This window comes from Streptomyces sp. NPDC050759, from assembly GCF_044456945.1.
GTDB lineage: Bacteria > Actinomycetota > Actinomycetes > Streptomycetales > Streptomycetaceae > Streptomyces.
Genome location: NZ_JBITGI010000002.1, coordinates 715,932 through 733,896 on the forward strand (window position 1 = coordinate 715,932; position 17,965 = coordinate 733,896).

Below are 17,965 nucleotides of genomic sequence, written 5' to 3' on the forward strand. Positions count from 1 at the left end.
CGTGGCTGGTCGCGCGCCTACAAGCCTCCAGTGACCGTCTGCATCGCCTGCGCCAGCGCCCGCTGCAGCGCGAACTGGCCCGCCCCCGCCAACCCGGCATCGGCGCCCAACGACGTCCGCTCGATCACCAGGTGCTGGGTCACCAGCGGATGGCAGCCCTCGTACAGCTGGCTTCGCACCGCCGCGACGAACGGCTCCAGCGTGGAGAGGATGCCGCCCAGGTACACGGCGTCGGGGTTGAAGAAGTTGACGTTGGCGGCGAGGACCTGGCCGAGGTAGCGGCCGGCCTGGCGGACCGCGCGGGTCGCTTCGGGGTCGGCGTCAAGGGCGAGGCGTACGACGTCCTCGGTGTTCGCCACCGGCAGGCCCCGCTCGCGCAGGATCCTGACCAGTGCCGCGCCCGAGGCCACCGTCTCCAGGCAGCCCGTGTTGCCGCACGAGCACGGGGTGTCCTGGGCGGCCTCGACGCGAACGTGGGTGATCTCCCCCGCCCCTCCGGTCGCGCCCCGGTACAGCCGCCCGTCCGCGATGACGCCGGCCCCGATCCCGGAGCCCACCTTGACCATGATCGACTGCCGGTGCTCGACGGGCCGGACACTGTGCTCGCCCACGGCCATGCAGTTGGCGTCGTTCTCGACGGCCACCGGGACGGCGAAGCGCTCCTCGAACCAGTCCCGTACCGGGAAGCGGTTCCAGCCGGGCATGCGCGCCGGAAGGGTGACGAGGCCCGGCTCGACGTCGACCGGGCCCGGCAGGCACAGACCGACGCCCCGCAGCTGCTCCCGGCCGTGCCGGTCGATCAGCGTCTGGAGGGTGTCCGCCAGGCCGGGCAGCGCGGCCTCGGGCCCCTCCGCCGTGGCGAACGGCACGGTCGACACGTCGGTGAGTCCGCCCCCGGGGTGCACGACCCCGACATGCGCGTGCTTTCCGCCGAGGTCGGCCGCGACCGCGTATCCGTCGCTGCCGCCGAGCCGCAGCACCTTGCGCGGCCGCCCGCCGGTGGAGGAGCGGGTGCCCTCCTCGGCGACCAGGCCGTGCGCCAGCAGCTGGCCGACCGCGAAGGACACGGTCGAGGGTGCGGCGCCGAGCAGGGCGGCGAGTTCCGTACGAGTCGACGCCTGCCCGGAGGCGAGGAGTTCGAGGACGCCCTCGGCGAGCGAGGAGAAGCCGGAGCCGTGCCGTCGATGCGGTGGCGGACTTTTTTCAAGCATGGTCGAAGTTACTCCCGAATTCGACGGCCCAGGCGTCGAGCGTAGGCCCGAAACACCTCTCTGCGCTTTTTCCAGAACAGCAGAAACAGGCTTTTTACAGCGGCATGCCTATTTCTTCCAACAGAGGGAGCGTTCACTTGCTCCACCCCGCTTCCCTCTCCCTGGTCCCAGGAGCACGCCATGCCCCCTGTCCGCCCGAGACTCCTCGCCGGTGCCGCCGCCCTCAGCGCGGGCACCCTGCTGCTCACCGCCTGTTCGGGGTCGAGCGGCACGTCGTCGTCCTCGCACGACACGATCAACTACGCGCTGCCCGCGAACTTCACCCCGAACTGGATCCTGCCGATCGGCACCGCGGCGCACCTCAACACCAACAACATCTCCATCGCGAACACGCTGTGGGAGCCGCTCATCGCCTACGACGGCTCGACGGGCAAGATCGGCTGGAACAAAGCCGGTTCGGTCGCCACGGACGCCACGTTCGCCGCGGACAACAAGAGCGTGACGATCGCCCTGGGCGACCGGCACTGGAGCGACGGGAAGCCGATCACCTCGGCGGACGTGAAGTTCTGGTTCGACCTCATCAAGGCGAACAAGGCAGCGTGGGCGGGCTACAACCCCGGCAAGGCGCCGGACAACTGGACGTCCTTCAAGACGGTCGACACCCGCCACTTCACGATCACTTTCGACAAGGCCTACAACCCGCAGTGGATGCTCGCCAACGAGCTGAACTCCATCACCCCGCTCCCCCAGCACGTCTGGGCCGGCGGCCGGGATGCCAAGCAGGCCTGGACATACCTCAACGACGCGGCGAAGAACATCTCCGGCTACGCCTCGAACCCGCTGTGGAAGACCATCAGCGGCCCCTACTCCGTCAAGTCCTTCTCCACGGCAGGCAAGGTGGTCCTCGCCGCCAACAAGAAGTACGACGGCGGCGAGAAGGCGAACATCCCCACGGTGAACCTGCTCCCCTTCACCACGGCCGACGCCGAGAAGAACGCCCTGCGGTCCGGCAGCGTCGACTACGGCTACATCGAGGCGACCGACCTCGACCAGAAGGACAGCTTCACCGCGCAGGGCTTCAAGGTGGAGCCGTGGTCGGGCTGGGCGATCACCTACATGCCGTACAACTTCAACAACCCGGCGATGGGCGCCGTGTTCAAGCAGCTCTACGCCCGTCAGGCCATCCAGCACTCCATCGACCAGGCGAGTCTCGCGAAGGTTGTCCTCAACGGGACGGCGGTGCCCGGCTACGGTCCCATCCCGCAGGGACAGGCCTCGGACTTCCTGTCGTCGGTGCAGAAGGACAACCCGTACCCGTTCTCGAACGACACCGCCAAGTCCCTGCTGACCAGCCACGGCTGGACCGAACAGGGCGGGGTCATGACCTGCTCCGAGCCGGCGAAGTGCGGTGAAGGCGTCGCCAAGGGCACGAAGTTCGAGATGCAGGTGCTCTCGCAGTCCGGCTCCGCGGTCACCGACAACATGATGAGCGCGATCCAGTCCTCGCTCGCGAAGACCGGCATCAAGTTCTCCATCAAGACCGCTCCGGTCAACTCGGTGCTCTCGCAGACCCCGCAGTGCACGTCGAAGCAGTCGATCTGCAAGTGGCAGCTGAGTTTCTTCGGCACGGCGGGCAGCTGGTACTTCAACGCCTTCCCGACCGGTGACTCGCTGTTCCAGACCGGCGGCGGGTCCAACTTCGGCAACTACTCGAACCCGGACGTCGACAAGCTCGTCTCCGCCACCACGACGTCGAGTTCGAACCAGGCCATCCAGGACTACAGCGCGGCCCTCGCCAAGGACCTGCCCGTGATCTGGCTGCCGGAGCCGGACTACCAGATCTCCGTCGTCAAGAACGGGCTCGGCGGCTTCTCCCAGGACTCGCTGGCCAACTTCCATCCGGCGCAGTGGAAGTGGATCGGCTAGTGGACACGGTCCTCTATCTCGTCCGCCGGCTTCTCCAGGCCCTCGCCGTGATCCTGATCGTCACCATCGTGGTCTTCTGCCTGCTGCACGCGCTTCCCGGGGGTCCCGCGCGCGGGATCCTCGGGCCGCAGGCGACGGCCGGGCAGATCGCCGCGTTCAATCACGAGCAGGGGCTCGACCGGTCCCTGCCCGTGCAGTACGTCCTGTATCTGCGTGAGTTGGTGCAGGGGGATCTCGGGACGTCGTACACCCTGAACGAAGCGGTGTCCCGGCTGATCGAGCAACGGTTGCCGAAAACACTGGTGTTGACCGTGCTGTCCGCGATGGTCGGGCTGGTGCTGGCCGTGCCGCTGGGCATGTGGCAGGCCGTGCGGCGGAACAAGCCGACCGACTATGTCATCACCACGCTGAGCTTCGTGGCGTATTCGACGCCGGTGTACTTCCTGGGGCTGCTGCTGATTCTGCTGTTCACGCAGACGCTTCGGTGGTTTCCGTCGCAGGCGCCGCAGGGGGACACGTTGGGGCAGGTGTTGGCCGATCCTGCCGGGCTGGTGCTGCCCGTGGTCACCGGGGCCGCGTCCATGGTGGCCGTGTTCAGCCGCTATATGCGGGGCGCGACGCTGGAGAACCTTTCCGAGGACTATGTGCGGACCGCGCGGGCGGGGGGTGCGTCGCAGTACGCGGTGCTCTTCCGGCATGTGTTCCGTAACTCGCTGACGCCGGTGGTGGCGATGCTCGGGTACTACGTGCCGGTGCTGTTCGGGGGCGCGCTGGTGGTGGAGCAGTTGTTCAACTATCCGGGGATGGGGCTGCTGTTCTGGTCCGCCGCGCAGTCGTCGGACTATCCGGTGCTGCTCGGGTGTGTGCTGGTGATCTCGGTGGCGACTGTTGTGGGGACGTTGCTTGCGGATGTCGTGCAGCGGGTTGTCGATCCTCGGGTGAAGGAGGGGCGGGCGTGAGTGTTCAAAGCGCGGGCCGGTGGGGGCTGGTCGCGCAGTTCCCCGCGCCCCTAAGGGCGCGCTTCGCGCGCAATCGGCTTGCTGTGGCCGGGCTCGCGGTCGTCATCCTGTTCGTGATGTTCTGCTTCATCGGGCCGCTGGTGTACTCCACCGACCAGACCCATACCGATCTCACGCAGGTCAATCTGGCGCCGAATTCAGCCCATTGGCTCGGTACCGACGCCGTCGGGCACGATCAGCTCGGGCGGCTCATGTACGGCGGGCAGGTCTCGCTGCTCGTCGGGCTCGCCGCCGGTGTCCTCGCCACCGTGATCGGGACGCTGTGGGGTGCGGTCGCGGGGTACGCGGGCGGGTGGGTGGACGCCGTGATGATGCGGGTCGTCGACGCGGGCATCGCCATCCCCGCGCTGTTCATCCTGCTGGTCGTGTCCGCCATCACCAGTCCCGGCACGCTCGGGCTCGTCGTCGTGCTCGGGCTGGTGTCCTGGCTCGTGCCGTCCCGGCTCGTGCGGGCCGAGACGCTCACGCTGAAGAACCGGGACTATGTGCTGACCCTGCGCGCCACCGGGGGGACGCACGGGCGGGCCATCCGCCGGCACATCCTGCCGAACTCGGTGTCCACGATCGTCGTCGCGGCCACCTTCCAGATCGCCGACGCGATCCTGCTCATCGCCTACGTGTCGTATCTCGGGCTCGGTGTGCAACCGCCGAAGACCGACTGGGGCGGCATGCTGTCGGCCGGGCTGACGGCCGCGTACTCGGGACGCTGGTGGCTGATCGTTCCGCCGGGCCTCGCGATCATCCTCGTCGTGTGCGCGTTCAACGCGATCGGCGACGGGCTGCGGGACGCCTTCGACGTGAGGGGACGCGCGTGAACATCCTGACCATCGAGGACCTCGGGGTGACCTTCTCCACGGAGACGGGTGACGTGCCCGCCGTCCGTGGCGTGTCGCTGCACGTCCGGCCGGGCGAGACACTCGCCCTCGTCGGCGAGTCCGGGTCCGGGAAGTCGACGGTGGCGCTCGCTGCGATGGGGCTGCTGCCGGGCACGGCGCGTGCCTCGGGGCGGGTCGTGGTCGACGGTACGGAGATCGTCGGGGCCTCGGAGGCCTCGCTCGCCCGGCTGCGCGGGCGCACCGCCTCCATGGTCTTCCAGGAACCGGCCACCGCCCTCGATCCGCTGACCCGGGTCGGCGCCCAGATCGCGGAGGTCGTACGGAACCACCGGGACGTCTCCCGGTCGGAAGCCGCCCGTGAGGCGGTCGACCTCCTGCGCCGCGTCGGGATTCCGGAGCCGGAGCGGCGGGCCTCGGCGTTCCCGTTCCAGTTGTCGGGCGGGCAGCGGCAGCGGGTCGTCATCGCCATGGCGATCGCCAACTCGCCCGGTCTGCTGATCGCGGACGAGCCGACCACCGCGCTCGACGTCACCGTGCAGGCCGAGATCCTTGACCTGCTGCGGCGGTTGGCGGCCGACTCGGGCACCGGCGTCCTGCTCGTCACGCACAACATGGGCGTGGTCGCGGACTTCGCGGACCGGGTCGCCGTGATGCTGGGGGGCGAGGTCGTGGAGACGGGACCCGTGGAGGACGTGCTGGTGCGGCCCGAGCACGCGTACACGCGTGGGCTCCTTGCGGCGGTGCCGCGGCTGAGGTTCAGCGGCGAGGACGCACCCCCGGCCGAGGAGCCCCCGGTGGTGCGACTCCGGGACGTGTCCGTGCGGTTCGGGCGGGTCCAGGCCCTGGACGGTGTCTCTCTCGACGTCCGTCCCGGAGAAACCGTCGGGCTCGTGGGCGAGTCCGGGTCGGGAAAGTCGACCGCGGCCAGGGTCGCACTCGGGCTCGTCGCGCCCGCCTCCGGCTCGGTGTCCCTGTTCGGGGCCGACCTGGGCCGGGTACGCGGCCGGAAGCGGCGGGCGCTCCTGTCCGGCGTGGGTGTGGTGCTCCAGGACCCGGTGGCCTCGCTGGACGCGCGGATGAGTGTGGCCGAGTGCGTGGCGGAGCCGCTCAGGGTGCACCGCAGGGGCATGTCGGGGGCCGAGCGGCGGGACCGGGTCGCCGCGGTGCTCGAACTCGTGCGGCTTCCGAGGGAGTTGGCCGGCCGGGGCCCTCGTGAGCTGTCCGGTGGTCAGCGGCAGCGGGTGAGTCTCGCCCGGGCGCTGGTCCTCGAACCCCGGCTGCTGGTCGCGGACGAGCCGACGAGCGCGCTGGATGTGAGCGTGCAGCGGACCGTGCTGGAGGTGATCGCCGAGCTGCAGCGGGAGTTGGGGTTCGCCTGTCTCTTCGTCTCCCACGACCTGGCGGTCGTGCAGGAGTTCGCGCAGCGGGTCGTCGTCATGCGGGACGGGCGGGTCGAGGAGCAGGGCCCGACCATGTCGACGCTGCTGCGCCCGGAGACCGAGTACACCCGGCGGCTCATCGCGGCCGTCCCCGTGCCGGATCCGGTGGTGCAGCGGCGGCGGCGCGCCGAGCAGCGGGCCGAGGTCACCGCGTGAAGGCGGTCGCCGGGGTCGACATCGGCGGTACGAGCACACAAGTGGCCCTTTTCGCCGATGACTTGACGGTCGTCGACCGACTGGAGGTGCCCACGCCCGCGGCCGCCGGCGGGGGCGCTATGGTCGGCGCCGCGCTGTCCGCCGTACGCCTGCTGCTCGACCGTTCGGACGCACGGCTGCTCGGGGTCGGGGTCGGGGCGGCGGGTGTGGTGGACGCGCTGGACGGGCGGATCCTGGTCGCCAGCGATTCCTTCCGGGACTGGGCCGGGTTCGCGGTGACGGCGGCGTTCGAGGAGGCGCTCGGGGTGCCGGCGTTCCTCGACAACGACGTCAACGCGTTCCTGCGCGGCGAGGCGACGGCCGGCGCGGTGGCGGGTGAGCCGCATGTGCTCGGGATGACCCTCGGCACCGGGGTCGGCGGGGCGCTGTGGCTGGACGGCGCGCTCTACGGCGGGCCGCACGGCGCGGCGGGCGAGATCGGGCACATCCCGGGCTTCGGCGACCTGCCGTGCACCTGCGGCGGGCGCGGCCATCTGGAGACGCTGGCGTCGGGGCGGGCGATCGCGGTCCGGTACGGGGAGCGGACCGGGCGGGAGCTGAGCGCGCGCGAAGTGGCGGAGGCCTCCGACCCGGACGCGCTCGCCGTGTACGAGGACGCGGGCGCCGGCGTCGCTCGCGCGCTCCTCGTCACGGTGGGCCTGCTGGATGTCACCACCGTCGTGATCGGCGGGGGCGTCAGCCGCGCCTGGACGCTCCTCGAACCGTCGATCCTGCGGACTCTGGCCACCGAACCGCCGGTCAGCGGGCACCCGGTACGAGTGGTGCCCTCACTGCTCGGCGGGGACGCGGTGGCGGTGGGTGCCGCGGCCCGGGCCCGGGCGGAACTCGGAATCTGACCTGCGAGCCGGCCGGGACGGACGGAGAACCGAGTCCCGGCGCGGGTCCCCTGTGGAGAAGGCATCCCCTGCAGGGGAGACCACCCGCGCCGGTTCTCGACGAAGGTCAGCCCAGGCCGTTCGTCTTCAGCCAGGCCTTCGCCACGTCCAGCGGGTCCTTGCTCTCCAGCTGGACCTGGGAGTCCATGTCGAGGAGCGCCTTGGTGTCCAGCTTGGCCGAGACCGCGTTGAGCGCGGCGACGCCCTCCGAGGAGAGACCGGACTTGTAGACCAGCGGAGTCACGTTCGCGAAGCCGAAGAGGTTCTTCGGGTCCTGGAGGACGACGAACTTCTCCTTGGTGATGGTCGGGTCGGTCGTGAAGATGTCCGCGGCCTGCACGGTGTTCTTCTTCAGCGCCGCCTGGGTCAACGGACCGCCCGCGTCGAGCGCCTTGAAGGACTTGAACTTCAGGCCGTACTGGGACTCAAGACCCAGCAGACCCTGCTGCCGGGTCTGGAACTCCGGCGAACCGCCGATGACCAGGTCCGGGGCGATGTCCTTGAGGTCGGCGAGTGTGGACTCGGTGGTCAGGTTGTACTTCTTCGCGGTGTCCGCGTTGACCGTGACCGAGTCCTTGTCCTCCGCCGGTGCCGACTCCAGCAGCGTCAGCTTGGAGTCGAGCTTGGCCGTGGCCGCGGCGTTCACGGCCTGCGCCGACTCCTGCTTGGCGTCCTTGTCCAGGTAGGCCAGCAGCGAGCCGTTGTATTCGGGCAGGACCGTGATGGAGCCGTTCTTCAGCAGGCCGTACGTGGTCTCGCGGCTGCCGATGTTGGGCTTGTAGGTGACCTTGACGCCCTTGGCCTTCAGGGCCTCGCCGTAGATGTCGGCGAGCAGGATGCTCTCGGCGAAGTTGTTCGAGCCGACGACCACGGTGTCGCCGGAGGCGGCGCCCCCCGTGTCCTCGCTCAGCGGGTCGGAGCTGTCGTCGGAGGACCCGCATCCCGCCAGCAGGACCGTGGCGGCGGCGAGCGCGACAGCGGCCACGCCGGGGTTCTTCCTGAGGGACCTGCGGTGTGCGGCGGTAGAAGTCACGATTCCCGTTCCGGAACTCAGGGGATGCAAGGGGGTTCAAGGACGTTCAAGGGGGGAAGCCCTCGCACTGATCCAATCCAGCCTGTTCTCACTCAGTCAAGACCGGCCTGGTCACAATTGGCACCCACCCGTGATCGGTTGTGAAGGAAGAGCGAAACCGGCACGCGGAGTGCGGCGCGGGTTGTAACGGATTCTTGACTCAGGGCGGCGGCAAGCGCTGTCCGAAGAGGCTGTAGTCTCGCCGAAGTTGGCGCCGGTCACACAGGCGTGCAGGAGCCACTCAGGTGTCCTATGCACCGTCCCGTAGCGATCAGTATCGGTCATGTGCGTTCTCGCGCCGCCGAGACACCCACGAAGGAGGGCTGGTGTCCACGAACGAGGTGGGCGCGTCCACCCGGTCGGCACCGCCGCCGTCCCGGGACGGCACCCGTGGCAGCGGTAGCCGGGGCATACGGGACTTCGCCGAGCGCTGGCCGTTCCGGCGCAAGCTGAACATCCTGGTCGGTGTGCCTCTCGCGGTGGTCGCCGTGCTGCTGACCTATCTCTTCGCCGACCAGGTCGGCCAGTCCCAGGACGCGTCGGACGCGGCCCAGCTGGTGCGGGACAGCGCCGAGGTGGCCAAGCTCGTCGGGCAGTTGGAGGCCGAGCACCAGCAGGCCGTCCTGCTCTCCGTGCGCCACCAAACCACCTGGGACGGCGCCACCCCCTCGCAGTCCGCCTACCGCGAGGCCCAGATCCGCGTGGACAACCAGGTCGAGAAGGTCCAAGCGACCTTCGGCGGCCGGCTGCCGGACGAGGAGGCCCAGGCCCTGCGCGAGGTCAACGGCCTTGAGGACCTGCGCAACACGATCGAGAAGTCCTATCTGCCGGCCGACAACATCGACCCGGCGTACAGCGACGCGGCCAAGGGCCTGATCGACGGTCTCGGACTCGACCGCAACCCGGCCCTGGCCGCCACCTTCACCGGCAACCTGCTCGACTCGCTGCTGCGCGCCGACGCCGCGCACGGTTCCTTCGAGACCGGTGTGTTCTCCGCGACGACCGGCGACTCGAATGCCCTCATCGAGCTGATCGGCGCGATCGGCTCCTACGACGAGTACACCCACCAGGTCGAGCGCTTCGGCCGGTTCGCCACGGCGACGCAGGCCGAGGAACTCGGCGACATCGAGCACAACACGGCCCAGGCGGCGATCGCCCGGCAGTACGCCGAGCTGCAGATCGACCCGGGCTCGCTCCAGGCGGACACCCCGTCCGAGATCAGGAACTCCTTCCAGACGGCCCTCGACTCCTACCCGGACTACCGCGCCCAGGCCCGGACCCGGCTGACGACCACCACCTCGCTCATCGACCAGATCGCCGACCGCGCCGACACCGCCTCCCGGGACGCGCGGGCGAACGCCGCCTGGCTGCTCGGGTCGGCTCTCCTCGGCTTTGTGCTCTGGCTCGCCTTCTCGGTCGCCGTACGACGCTCGGTGGTGCGCCCGGTGCAGGCGCTCACCGGCGCCGCCAAGCAGGTCGCCGAGGTGGCGGGCCGTGAGCTCGCCCGTGTGGCCGACGACGACACCGAGGACACCGGGACGCCACGGCTCCAGGAGATGCCGGTCACCGCGAAGGACGAGATCGGTGATCTCGCCGACGTGTTCAACCAGGTGCAGACCACTGCGGTCGCGCTCCTGGAACGCCAGGTGCTCAGCCGCCGCAACGTCGCCGAGATGTTCGGCAACGTGGGCCGCCGGGTCAGCAACCTGACCACCCGGCAGCTGGCCCTGATCGACGCGGTCGAGCGCGGCGAGACCGACCCGGCGCTCCTGGAACGCCTCTACAGCATCGACCACATCGCGGTCCGCCTGCGCCGCAACGCCGACAGCCTGATGCTGCTGGCCGGCATCCGCGAGACCGTCCTCGACTCCGGGCCGCTCGCCCTCACCAACGTCGTCCGCGCCGCGCTCGGCCAGATCGAGGGCTTCCAGCGGGTCTCCCTCCAGGTCGGCACGGAGGCCATGGTCGAGCCCGACATCATCGGCGACCTCACCCTGATGGTGGCCGAACTCGTCGAGAACGCCGTGTCCTTCTCGCCCGCCGGCAGCCCTGTCGAGGTGATCGTCAAGGACAGTCACGAGGGTGCGCTGGTCGTGATCTCCGACCACGGTCTCGGCATGAGCGCCGAGCGCCTGGAGGAGGAGAACGCCCGCCTCATCCGCCGCGAACGCCTCGACCTCGTCCCGACGAAGGTGCTCGGCCTGTTCGTGGTCGGCACGCTGGCGCGCCGCTGGGAGGTGGGCGTGGTCCTCACCCGCACACCGGGAGGCGGTGTGACGGCCGAGGTGACGATCCCGTCGTCCCTGCTGCTGACGATGAGCCCGGTGACGGTTGCCTCCGGCGGTTCGGCGGCGGGTGCGGACTCCGGTGCGACGGCGGGTACGGCGGCGGAGTCCCGTACGGCGCCAGTGGCGGGCGCGTCCGCCACGACCACCGGACAGCTGCCGGGCTCGGCCGTAGCCGCCGTAGGCCACTCCGGCGCGACCCCGCACACGGTGCAGGATCCCCGTACGACCTCATCCGCGGGTGCGGTAGCGGCAGCCACCGTGGGCGGGACGGCGGACGCCGGTGCCGCGAGGTCCGCCGAAGCCGGTGTCCGGGGAGCCGGACCCAGCGCGTCGAACGGGTCCCCCGCTTCCGCCGCCGGCGAGCCCACCCCCCTCCCCCGGCGTATCCCCCACCGCGACACCTCCTCCGACACCGCCCCGTTCATCCCGCAGGCCCGTACCGCTGAGGCGACAGCCGCCGAGGCGACCGGGACCGGCGGCGGAGGCGACGGCGCCCGCCCCCTGCGTCGCCGCGTCCGTGGCGCCACGCTGCGCACCACCCTCGGCGCCGACGCCGTGTCCCAGACGGCCCCGCCGCGGCCCGCGGACGCCGAGGCCGTGCGTGACGCGCTCGACGAGTTCGAGGCGGCCGTGGAGCGCGCCCACCGGGACAGCGAGACCGGCAACCACACCAGACCGGTGTTCGAGAACGACAAGGCCGCCGTGGAAACCCGCGAGACCGCATCCAACCCCCCGCACGACCAGAACCACTCCCCGGAAGGAGCGGAGCAGTGAGCACGTCCACAGGTGACACGCCTACGGAAGGCACCACGCCCGCCGACCTGCAGGCCGCCGCAGCCGACTTCACCTGGCTGCTGAACCGTTTCGCGACGGAGACGGCGGGTGTCGTCGACGCCATCGCCGTGTCCTCGGACGGGCTGCTCATCGCGGTGTCGGAACTACGCGAGCACGCGGATTCCGAACGCCTCGCCGCGATCGTCTCCGGCATCACGAGCCTGGCCGCCGGGGCCTCCGGCAACTACGGCCTCGGCGCTCTCAACAAGGTCATCATCGACCTGGCGGGCGGCCATGTCCTGGTCTCCGCGATCGGCAGCGGCGCCGTGCTCGGCGTCGTCACCGACAAGGAGGCCAAGCTCGGCAACATCGCGTACGAGATGACGCTGTTCGCCAACCGTGCCGGCAGCGCGCTCAGCCCCCAGCTCGTGCTCGAGCTGAAGAACAGCGTCGGCGCGGCGTCGAAGCGCTGACCGAGGAGGAAGCGCAGTCATGGCGGACGGCAGCACGCCTCCGAGACCGGAGCCGGGCGGCCCCGTGCCCGCCGTACGGCCGTTCCTCGTCACCGCCGGCCGGGTGGCACCCGATCCGTCCGGCCGGACGATGCCCGTCGAGACCCAGGTGGTGGCAACCGCCGAAGGACTCGCCGTGCTCGACCGGCTCTCCTTCGAACAGCACGACATCGTCGCCGCGTGCCGGATACCGCAGTCCATCGCGGAGATCGCGGCCCGGCTGCGGCTGCACCTGAACGTGGTGCGGATCCTCGCCGAGGACCTGCGCACGGCGGGGCAACTGACGGTGCACGTGCCCGACACCGACATCACCCACGACGCCTCCGTTCTGCGCAGGCTCATCGACGGCCTGCGCGCCATCCCCGACTCCCGAGGGGTACTCCGTGACACCGACTGAACCGGCCGCCCGGCCCTCGGCCGCGCCCTCCGCCGCCGTACGACCGCCGCTGCCGGTCAAAATGGTGATCGCGGGTGGCTTCGGGGTGGGCAAGACGACCGCGGTCGGCTCGATCTCCGAGATCGAGCCGCTGACCACCGAGGCCGCCATCACGGAGGTCGCCGCGGGTGTGGACGACCTCAGCCACACTCCGCGCAAGACCACGACCACGGTCGCGATGGACTTCGGCTGCATCACCGTCGACCCGACCCTGAAGCTGTACCTGTTCGGCACGCCGGGGCAGGAGCGCTTCGGCTTCATGTGGGACGACATCGTCGAGGGCGCGCTGGGCGGCCTGGTCATCGTCGACACCCGCCGCCTCGACGACTGCTACGCCGCGGTCGACTACTTCGAGCACCGGCAGATCCCGTTCGCGGTCGCCGTCAACGCCTTCGACGGCAGGGTCGAACACACGCTGGACGAGGTCCGCTGGGCCCTGGACGTCAACGACCGCGTCCCGGTGATCGTCTTCGACGCGAGGGAGCGCGGTTCGGTCCGCGACGCGCTGCTGGTCGTCCTGGAACAGGCGTTGGCGCGCACGGAGGTTTGACGGGGCCGGGGGATCGCAACTCCCCCGGCACTTCGCCTAGTTGCTCCTGAGCACCCCGCGCGAGACCGTGAGCCGGGTGATCCCCCAGAACAGCGCCAGCGTCGCCAGCGCCATCAGGGCGACCAGCGTGGCGCCGCCCACGACCTTCTCGTAGTTGCGCTGGTACAGGCCGTCGACGATGTACCGTCCGAGGCCGCCCAGGGAGACGTACGCGGCGATGGTGGCCGTCGACACGATCTGGATGGCCGCCGAGCGCAGTCCGCCGAGAATGAGCGGGAGGGCGACCGGGAGCTCGACCCGGAAGAGCACCTCGATCTGGTGCATGCCCATCCCCCGGGCCGCGTCCACCGGGGCGGGATCCACCGACCGCATCGCCTCGTAGGTGGTGACCAGGATCGGCGGCACGGCGAGCACGACCAGCGGGATCATCACGTTGATCAGCCCGAAGCCGAGCGACAGGGTCATCAGGACCAGCAGGCCGAAGGTGGGCACGGCCCGCCCGGCGACGGCGATGAAGGCCAGCGCGTTGCCGCCCCGCCCGTAGTGCCCGGTGACGAGTCCCACCGGCAGCCCGATCGCCGCGGCGATGGCGAGCGCCTCCAGGGTGTACTGGACGTGCTCCCCCAGCCTGGCGGGAATCCCGTCGTAGCCGTGCCAGTGTGCGCTGTCGCTGAAGAAGGCGTTGATGAAGTTGAGGACGTTCACCGGGCGGCGACCTCCGGTTCGGGCCGCTGCGCGCGCCGCGCACGCGCGCCGCTCGGCATCCACGGCGTCAGAAGAAGTCGTACGACGACCAGCAGCCCGTCGGCGAGGATCGCGAGGACCGCCATGGTCAGCACGGCGTTCACGGCGAGTTCGGGCCGGTTGTAGATGTTCGCGTCGTTGATGAGGTTGCCGAGCGCCCCCTGGTTGCCGATGAGCGCCCCGATACTGACGAGGGAGATGCTCGACACGGTCGCCACCCGCAGCCCCGCGATGATGGCGGGCACGGCGATCGGCAACTGGACCTGGAGGTAACGGCGTACGGGCCCGAAGCCCATCGCCGTCGCGGCGGCGATGGTCTCCTGCGGCACCGAACGCACGCCGTCGACGATCGCCGGGACCAGGATGACGAGCGTGTAGACGGTGAGCGGGATCATCACCGTGAGTTCGGTCTGGCCGGTGTAGTCGATGAGGACCACGAAGAAGGCCAGTGACGGGATCGCGTACAGCACGGTCGTCACCCACAGCACGGGCGGGTACAGCCACCGGAAGCGCACGCACAGCTGGGCGATCGGCAGGGAGAGCAGCAGGCCGGCGAGGACCGGCAGCAGGGCTTCCCTGAGGTGCAGCCCGATCAGCCCGAGCCAGCTGTGCTGGAGGTCGCTCGGGATGTCGAAGAACCCGTTCACCGGGCGACCTCGGCGTCCGTACGGCCCTCCGCGTGCGCCCCGCGGATCGCCTCGCCGATGGCCTGCTGGGAGACCACCCCGGCCACCCGCCCCTCGGCGTCGACACCGACGGCCCACCCGGTGGGCGAGAGCACGGCACAGTCCAGCGCGGCCCGCAGCGAGTCGGTGCCTGCGACGAACGGCCGCCCGTACGGCAGGAGCCGGGCCGTGTCGACACTGCCCGCGGTCAGGTCGCGCGGCTCGCTCCAGCCGAGGGGCTTGCCGTCCACGTCCGTGACCAGGAGGTAGGGCGCGTCGGCCGTGTCGCGGGCGGCGATCTGCTCGGCGGTGGCGTCGACCGCGACGACCGGTCCGGTGAGCAGTCGCAGGCCCGCGGAGGGGAAGAAGGAGAGCCGCCGGATGCCTCGGTCGGTGCCGAGGAAGTCCTCGACGAACGCGTCGGCGGGGCTGGAGAGCAGTTCGGCGGGCGGCGCGTACTGGGCGAGCTTGCCGCCGGTGCGCATCACGGCGACCATCGTGCCGATCTTGACGGCCTCGTCGATGTCATGGGTGACGAAGACAATCGTCTTGCCCAACTCGTCCTGGATGCGCAGGAGTTCGTCCTGGAGCCCCTTGCGGACGACGGGGTCGACGGCCGAGAACGGCTCGTCCATCAGCAGGACCGGCGGATCGGCGGCGAGCGCCCGCGCCACACCGACGCGCTGCTGCTGTCCGCCGGACAGCTGGTAGGGGTACCGCTTGGCGAGGGAGCCGTCGAGCCCGACCCGCTCCATCAGCTCCCGGGCCCGCGCCCGCGCCTTCTCCTTGCCCCAGCCCAGCATCCGGGGCACGGTGGCGATGTTGTCGACGATCGTGCGGTGCTGGAAGAGACCGGCGTTCTGGATGACGTACCCCATGGACCGGCGCAGCGTGTTGACGGGCTGCTGCCGGCTGTCCTTGCCGTCGATCAGGATGGTCCCCTCGCTGGGTTCGACCATCCGGTTGATCATGCGCAGGGTCGTCGTCTTGCCGCAGCCCGAGGGACCGACGAGGACGGTGATCGAACGGTCGGGAATCTCCAACGAGAGGCGGTCGACCGCCACCGTGCCGTCCGGGTACCGCTTGGTGACTGAATCTATCCGTATCAAAGCGCCGAATACCCTTCGGGTCTGGCAGAGGTTGTCCGCGTTCGGCCGGTCCAGCAGGCCGTCCGGCAGAGTCTAGACCGCTTGTGTTGCAGACATTCGAACAGTGGCGCCGATCGCCCCCTGTACGCGACCTGTGAGTTCCCTGATTCTCATCCTCCGTTCAGCGGAGCCACAGGGATCACCCAGCCCCGGGCCCGAGGGTCGTCACCACCACCGCTCGCAGACCTGGAGTAGCTGCCATGACGACCCTCGCCCCACCGCCCCCGCCGACCACCAAGGACGGCCGGCACCGGGCCGCGCCGCCCGCCGCGAGCAGCCGGCTGCGCGGACTGTTCACCGGTCCCCCGGAGGATCCGCGCTGGGCCCGCCCCGCCCTGTGGGCGATCCTCGTTCTGGCCACGGCGCTGTACGCCTGGAACATGTCGTCCATCAGCGGCAACACCTTCTACAACGCGGCCGTCTACTCCGGCACCAAGAGCTGGAAGGCGTTTTTCTTCGGCGCCCTGGACGCGGGCAGCTTCATCACGGTCGACAAACCGCCGTTCGCGCTGTGGGTGATGGGGCTCTCCGCCCGGGTCTTCGGGTACGGCACCTGGCAGCTGATGCTGCCGATGGTCGCGCTCGGCACCGGCTCGGTGGCCCTGCTGTACCGCATGGTCAAGCGGGACTTCGGTGCCGTCGCGGCCACGATCGCGGCGCTCGCGCTCACCCTCACGCCGATCACTGTCGCCCTCACCCGGGACACCAACCCGGACCCGGTCCTGGTCTTCCTGATGCTGCTCGGCGCGGCCGCGCTGATGAAGGCCGTGCGCACCGGGCGGCTGCTGCCGCTGGTGTGGTCCGGGGTGGCGATCGGCTTCGCGTTCAACACCAAGATGATGCAGGCGTACGTCGTCCTGCCTGTCTTCTTCCTCGTCTACCTGTGGGCCGCTCAGCTCGGTCTGGGCAGGCGGATCCGCAATCTCGCCGTCGGCACCGTCGCGCTGGTCGTCTCCAGCGCCTGGTGGATGGTGGTCGTCGACCTCATTCCGGCGTCCTCTCGGCCTTACATCGGCGGCTCCACAGACAACACGGTGTGGGACCTGGTCATCGGCTACAACGGCTTCGGCCGGATCTTCGGGGCGAGTTCCTCGGTGGGCTCGCAGGGCAACGGCGCCAGTTTCGGCGGTGAGGCGGGTCTGTACCGGCTGTTCAACAGCATCATGGGCGGTCAGATCTCGTGGCTGATCCCCTTCGCGCTCGTCGCCCTGATCGGCGGTCTGGTGCTGCGCGGCCGGGCCCCTCGTACGGACGCCAAGCGGGCGGCACTGCTGCTGTGGGGCGGCTGGTTCGTCCTGCACTACCTGACCTTCGCGCTCGCCGAGGGCACCTTCCACCCCTACTACGTCACCGCCATGGCACCCGGCATCGCGGCTCTGGCCGGTATCGGCGGAGTGATGCTGTACCGGGCCTTCCGTGAGCGAGCGGCCGGGAAGTGGGGCTGGGTGCTGCCTGCGGCCGTCGCGGGCAGCACGGTGTGGGCGGTGGTCCTGCTCCATCGGGTCTCCGGCTCCGGGGCGCTGTACACGGTCGCCGAGGTCGTGGCCGGGGTCGCGGGTGCGGTCGCGGTGATCGGGCTGCTGCTCGGCCGGTTCACCGGGCGGCAGCGGCTGACGGGCATCGCGGCCCTCGCGGCGGTCGTCGCCCTGCTCGCCGGTCCCGCCGCGTACTCGGCGTCGGCGGCCGGTTCCAGCACCAACGGCACCAACCCGACGGCCGGTCCGAGCACCGGCGGCATGGGCGGGGGCGGCGGCATGGGCGGGGGCCAGCGGCCCAGTGGGAGCGGCGGTCCGAGCGGCGGCACCGGCACGAGCAACAGCGGCAGCGCACCGAGCGGCTCCAGCAGCTCCAGCAGCTCCAGCAGCTCCAGCAGCCAGTCCACGGGCCAGTCCGCGTCCGGCCGTACCGCCGGAGGCATGGGCGACACCCAGGTCTCCTCCGCGATGATCACGTATCTGAAGAAGCACCAGGACGGCGCCACCTGGCTGGTCGCGGTCGCCACCGACCAGACCGCCTCCTCGATCATCCTGGAGTCCGGTGAGCCGGTGATCTCCATGGGCGGCTGGTCCGGCTCCGACAACGCCATGACCCTCGCCAAGCTGAAGAGCCTCGTGAAGTCCGGAAAGCTGCACTACATCGTCGTCAGCGACAGCGGCCAGGGCTCCTCGAACTCCGAGATCTCCACCTGGGTCAAGAAGAACGGCACGGCGGTCTCCGCCTACAGCGGCCTGTACCGCCTCGGCTGACGAGCAGG

15 protein-coding genes are annotated in these 17,965 nt (G+C 70.2%); 10 read left to right on the forward strand and 5 right to left on the reverse strand.

Annotation, left to right across the window (positions count from 1 at the left end; all coding sequences use genetic code 11):
• Positions 1-17: 17 nt before the first annotated feature.
• Positions 18-1,211 carry an ROK family protein gene (locus tag ACIBJB_RS09040; RefSeq protein WP_398928066.1) on the reverse strand — a complete coding sequence of 398 codons (1,194 nt, stop codon included), beginning with the start codon at positions 1,209-1,211 and terminating at the stop codon, positions 18-20.
• A 180-nt stretch (positions 1,212-1,391) separates the two neighbouring features.
• On the opposite strand from ACIBJB_RS09040, the gene ACIBJB_RS09045 reads away from it, so the two are divergent.
• From ACIBJB_RS09045 to ACIBJB_RS09065, 5 genes are read left to right on the forward strand one after another with little or no spacing between them, the layout of a single operon-like run.
• Complete coding sequence (locus ACIBJB_RS09045) at positions 1,392-3,137, forward strand: peptide ABC transporter substrate-binding protein (RefSeq protein WP_398928068.1); 1,746 nt, start codon at positions 1,392-1,394, stop codon at positions 3,135-3,137.
• On the forward strand, positions 3,137-4,096 hold the full coding sequence (locus ACIBJB_RS09050) for an ABC transporter permease (protein WP_359376918.1): 960 nt from the start codon (positions 3,137-3,139) through the stop codon (positions 4,094-4,096). The genes ACIBJB_RS09045 and ACIBJB_RS09050 overlap by 1 nt, the downstream gene beginning before the upstream one ends.
• A gap of 26 nt (positions 4,097-4,122) precedes the next feature.
• Complete coding sequence (locus tag ACIBJB_RS09055) at positions 4,123-4,971, forward strand: ABC transporter permease (RefSeq protein ID WP_398928433.1); 849 nt, start codon at positions 4,123-4,125, stop codon at positions 4,969-4,971.
• Positions 4,968-6,587, forward strand: a complete 1,620-nt coding sequence (locus ACIBJB_RS09060; protein WP_398928070.1) for a dipeptide ABC transporter ATP-binding protein — start codon at positions 4,968-4,970, stop codon at positions 6,585-6,587. Before ACIBJB_RS09055 ends, ACIBJB_RS09060 begins: the two co-directional genes overlap by 4 nt.
• Entirely contained in the window at positions 6,584-7,483 is a 900-nt protein-coding gene (locus ACIBJB_RS09065) for an ROK family protein (RefSeq protein WP_398928073.1), read from the forward strand. The genes ACIBJB_RS09060 and ACIBJB_RS09065 overlap by 4 nt, the downstream gene beginning before the upstream one ends.
• 106 nt (positions 7,484-7,589) lie before the next feature.
• On the opposite strand, the gene ACIBJB_RS09070 is transcribed toward ACIBJB_RS09065, so the two are convergent.
• On the reverse strand, positions 7,590-8,555 hold the full coding sequence (locus ACIBJB_RS09070; RefSeq protein ID WP_398928075.1) for an ABC transporter substrate-binding protein: 966 nt from the start codon (positions 8,553-8,555) through the stop codon (positions 7,590-7,592).
• Positions 8,556-8,920: 365 nt separating this feature from the next.
• Between ACIBJB_RS09070 and ACIBJB_RS09075 the strand changes: the two genes are divergently transcribed.
• The 4 genes from ACIBJB_RS09075 to ACIBJB_RS09090 are packed head-to-tail and all read left to right on the forward strand — an operon-like array spanning position 8,921 to position 13,154.
• The gene (locus tag ACIBJB_RS09075) at positions 8,921-11,656 is read left to right on the forward strand and encodes an ATP-binding protein (protein ID WP_398928076.1); all 2,736 of its coding nucleotides are present in this window, start codon (positions 8,921-8,923) and stop codon (positions 11,654-11,656) included.
• Positions 11,653-12,129, forward strand: coding sequence for a roadblock/LC7 domain-containing protein (locus ACIBJB_RS09080; protein WP_398928078.1), 477 nt, complete (start codon positions 11,653-11,655; stop codon positions 12,127-12,129). Before ACIBJB_RS09075 ends, ACIBJB_RS09080 begins: the two co-directional genes overlap by 4 nt.
• Positions 12,130-12,148: 19 nt before the next feature.
• The gene (locus tag ACIBJB_RS09085) at positions 12,149-12,565 is read left to right on the forward strand and encodes a DUF742 domain-containing protein (protein ID WP_069763607.1); all 417 of its coding nucleotides are present in this window, start codon (positions 12,149-12,151) and stop codon (positions 12,563-12,565) included.
• On the forward strand, positions 12,552-13,154 hold the full coding sequence (locus tag ACIBJB_RS09090) for a GTP-binding protein (protein WP_398928080.1): 603 nt from the start codon (positions 12,552-12,554) through the stop codon (positions 13,152-13,154). Before ACIBJB_RS09085 ends, ACIBJB_RS09090 begins: the two co-directional genes overlap by 14 nt.
• Positions 13,155-13,190: 36 nt before the next feature.
• Here the strand turns inward: ACIBJB_RS09090 and ACIBJB_RS09095 are convergent, their stop codons facing one another.
• From ACIBJB_RS09095 to ACIBJB_RS09105, 3 genes are read right to left on the reverse strand one after another with little or no spacing between them, the layout of a single operon-like run.
• Positions 13,191-13,859 carry an ABC transporter permease gene (locus ACIBJB_RS09095; RefSeq protein ID WP_398928082.1) on the reverse strand — a complete coding sequence of 223 codons (669 nt, stop codon included), beginning with the start codon at positions 13,857-13,859 and terminating at the stop codon, positions 13,191-13,193.
• The gene (locus tag ACIBJB_RS09100; protein ID WP_398928084.1) at positions 13,856-14,545 is read right to left on the reverse strand and encodes an ABC transporter permease; all 690 of its coding nucleotides are present in this window, start codon (positions 14,543-14,545) and stop codon (positions 13,856-13,858) included. Before ACIBJB_RS09100 ends, ACIBJB_RS09095 begins: the two co-directional genes overlap by 4 nt.
• Positions 14,542-15,672 carry an ABC transporter ATP-binding protein gene (locus ACIBJB_RS09105; RefSeq protein ID WP_398928086.1) on the reverse strand — a complete coding sequence of 377 codons (1,131 nt, stop codon included), beginning with the start codon at positions 15,670-15,672 and terminating at the stop codon, positions 14,542-14,544. Before ACIBJB_RS09105 ends, ACIBJB_RS09100 begins: the two co-directional genes overlap by 4 nt.
• A gap of 239 nt (positions 15,673-15,911) precedes the next feature.
• Here ACIBJB_RS09105 and ACIBJB_RS09110 point away from each other — a divergent pair, with 239 nt between their 5' ends.
• Positions 15,912-17,957, forward strand: a complete 2,046-nt coding sequence (locus ACIBJB_RS09110) for an ArnT family glycosyltransferase (RefSeq protein WP_398928088.1) — start codon at positions 15,912-15,914, stop codon at positions 17,955-17,957.
• Positions 17,958-17,965: the final 8 nt, after the last annotated feature.

Coding starts and splice junctions, on each gene's coding strand:
- ACIBJB_RS09110 (WP_398928088.1), top strand. CDS start 15,912: ATGACGACCCTCGCCCCACCGCCCCCGCCGACCACCAAGGACGGCCGG.
- ACIBJB_RS09045 (WP_398928068.1), top strand. CDS start 1,392: ATGCCCCCTGTCCGCCCGAGACTCCTCGCCGGTGCCGCCGCCCTCAGC.
- ACIBJB_RS09085 (WP_069763607.1), top strand. CDS start 12,149: ATGGCGGACGGCAGCACGCCTCCGAGACCGGAGCCGGGCGGCCCCGTG.
- ACIBJB_RS09040 (WP_398928066.1), bottom strand. CDS start 1,211: ATGCTTGAAAAAAGTCCGCCACCGCATCGACGGCACGGCTCCGGCTTC.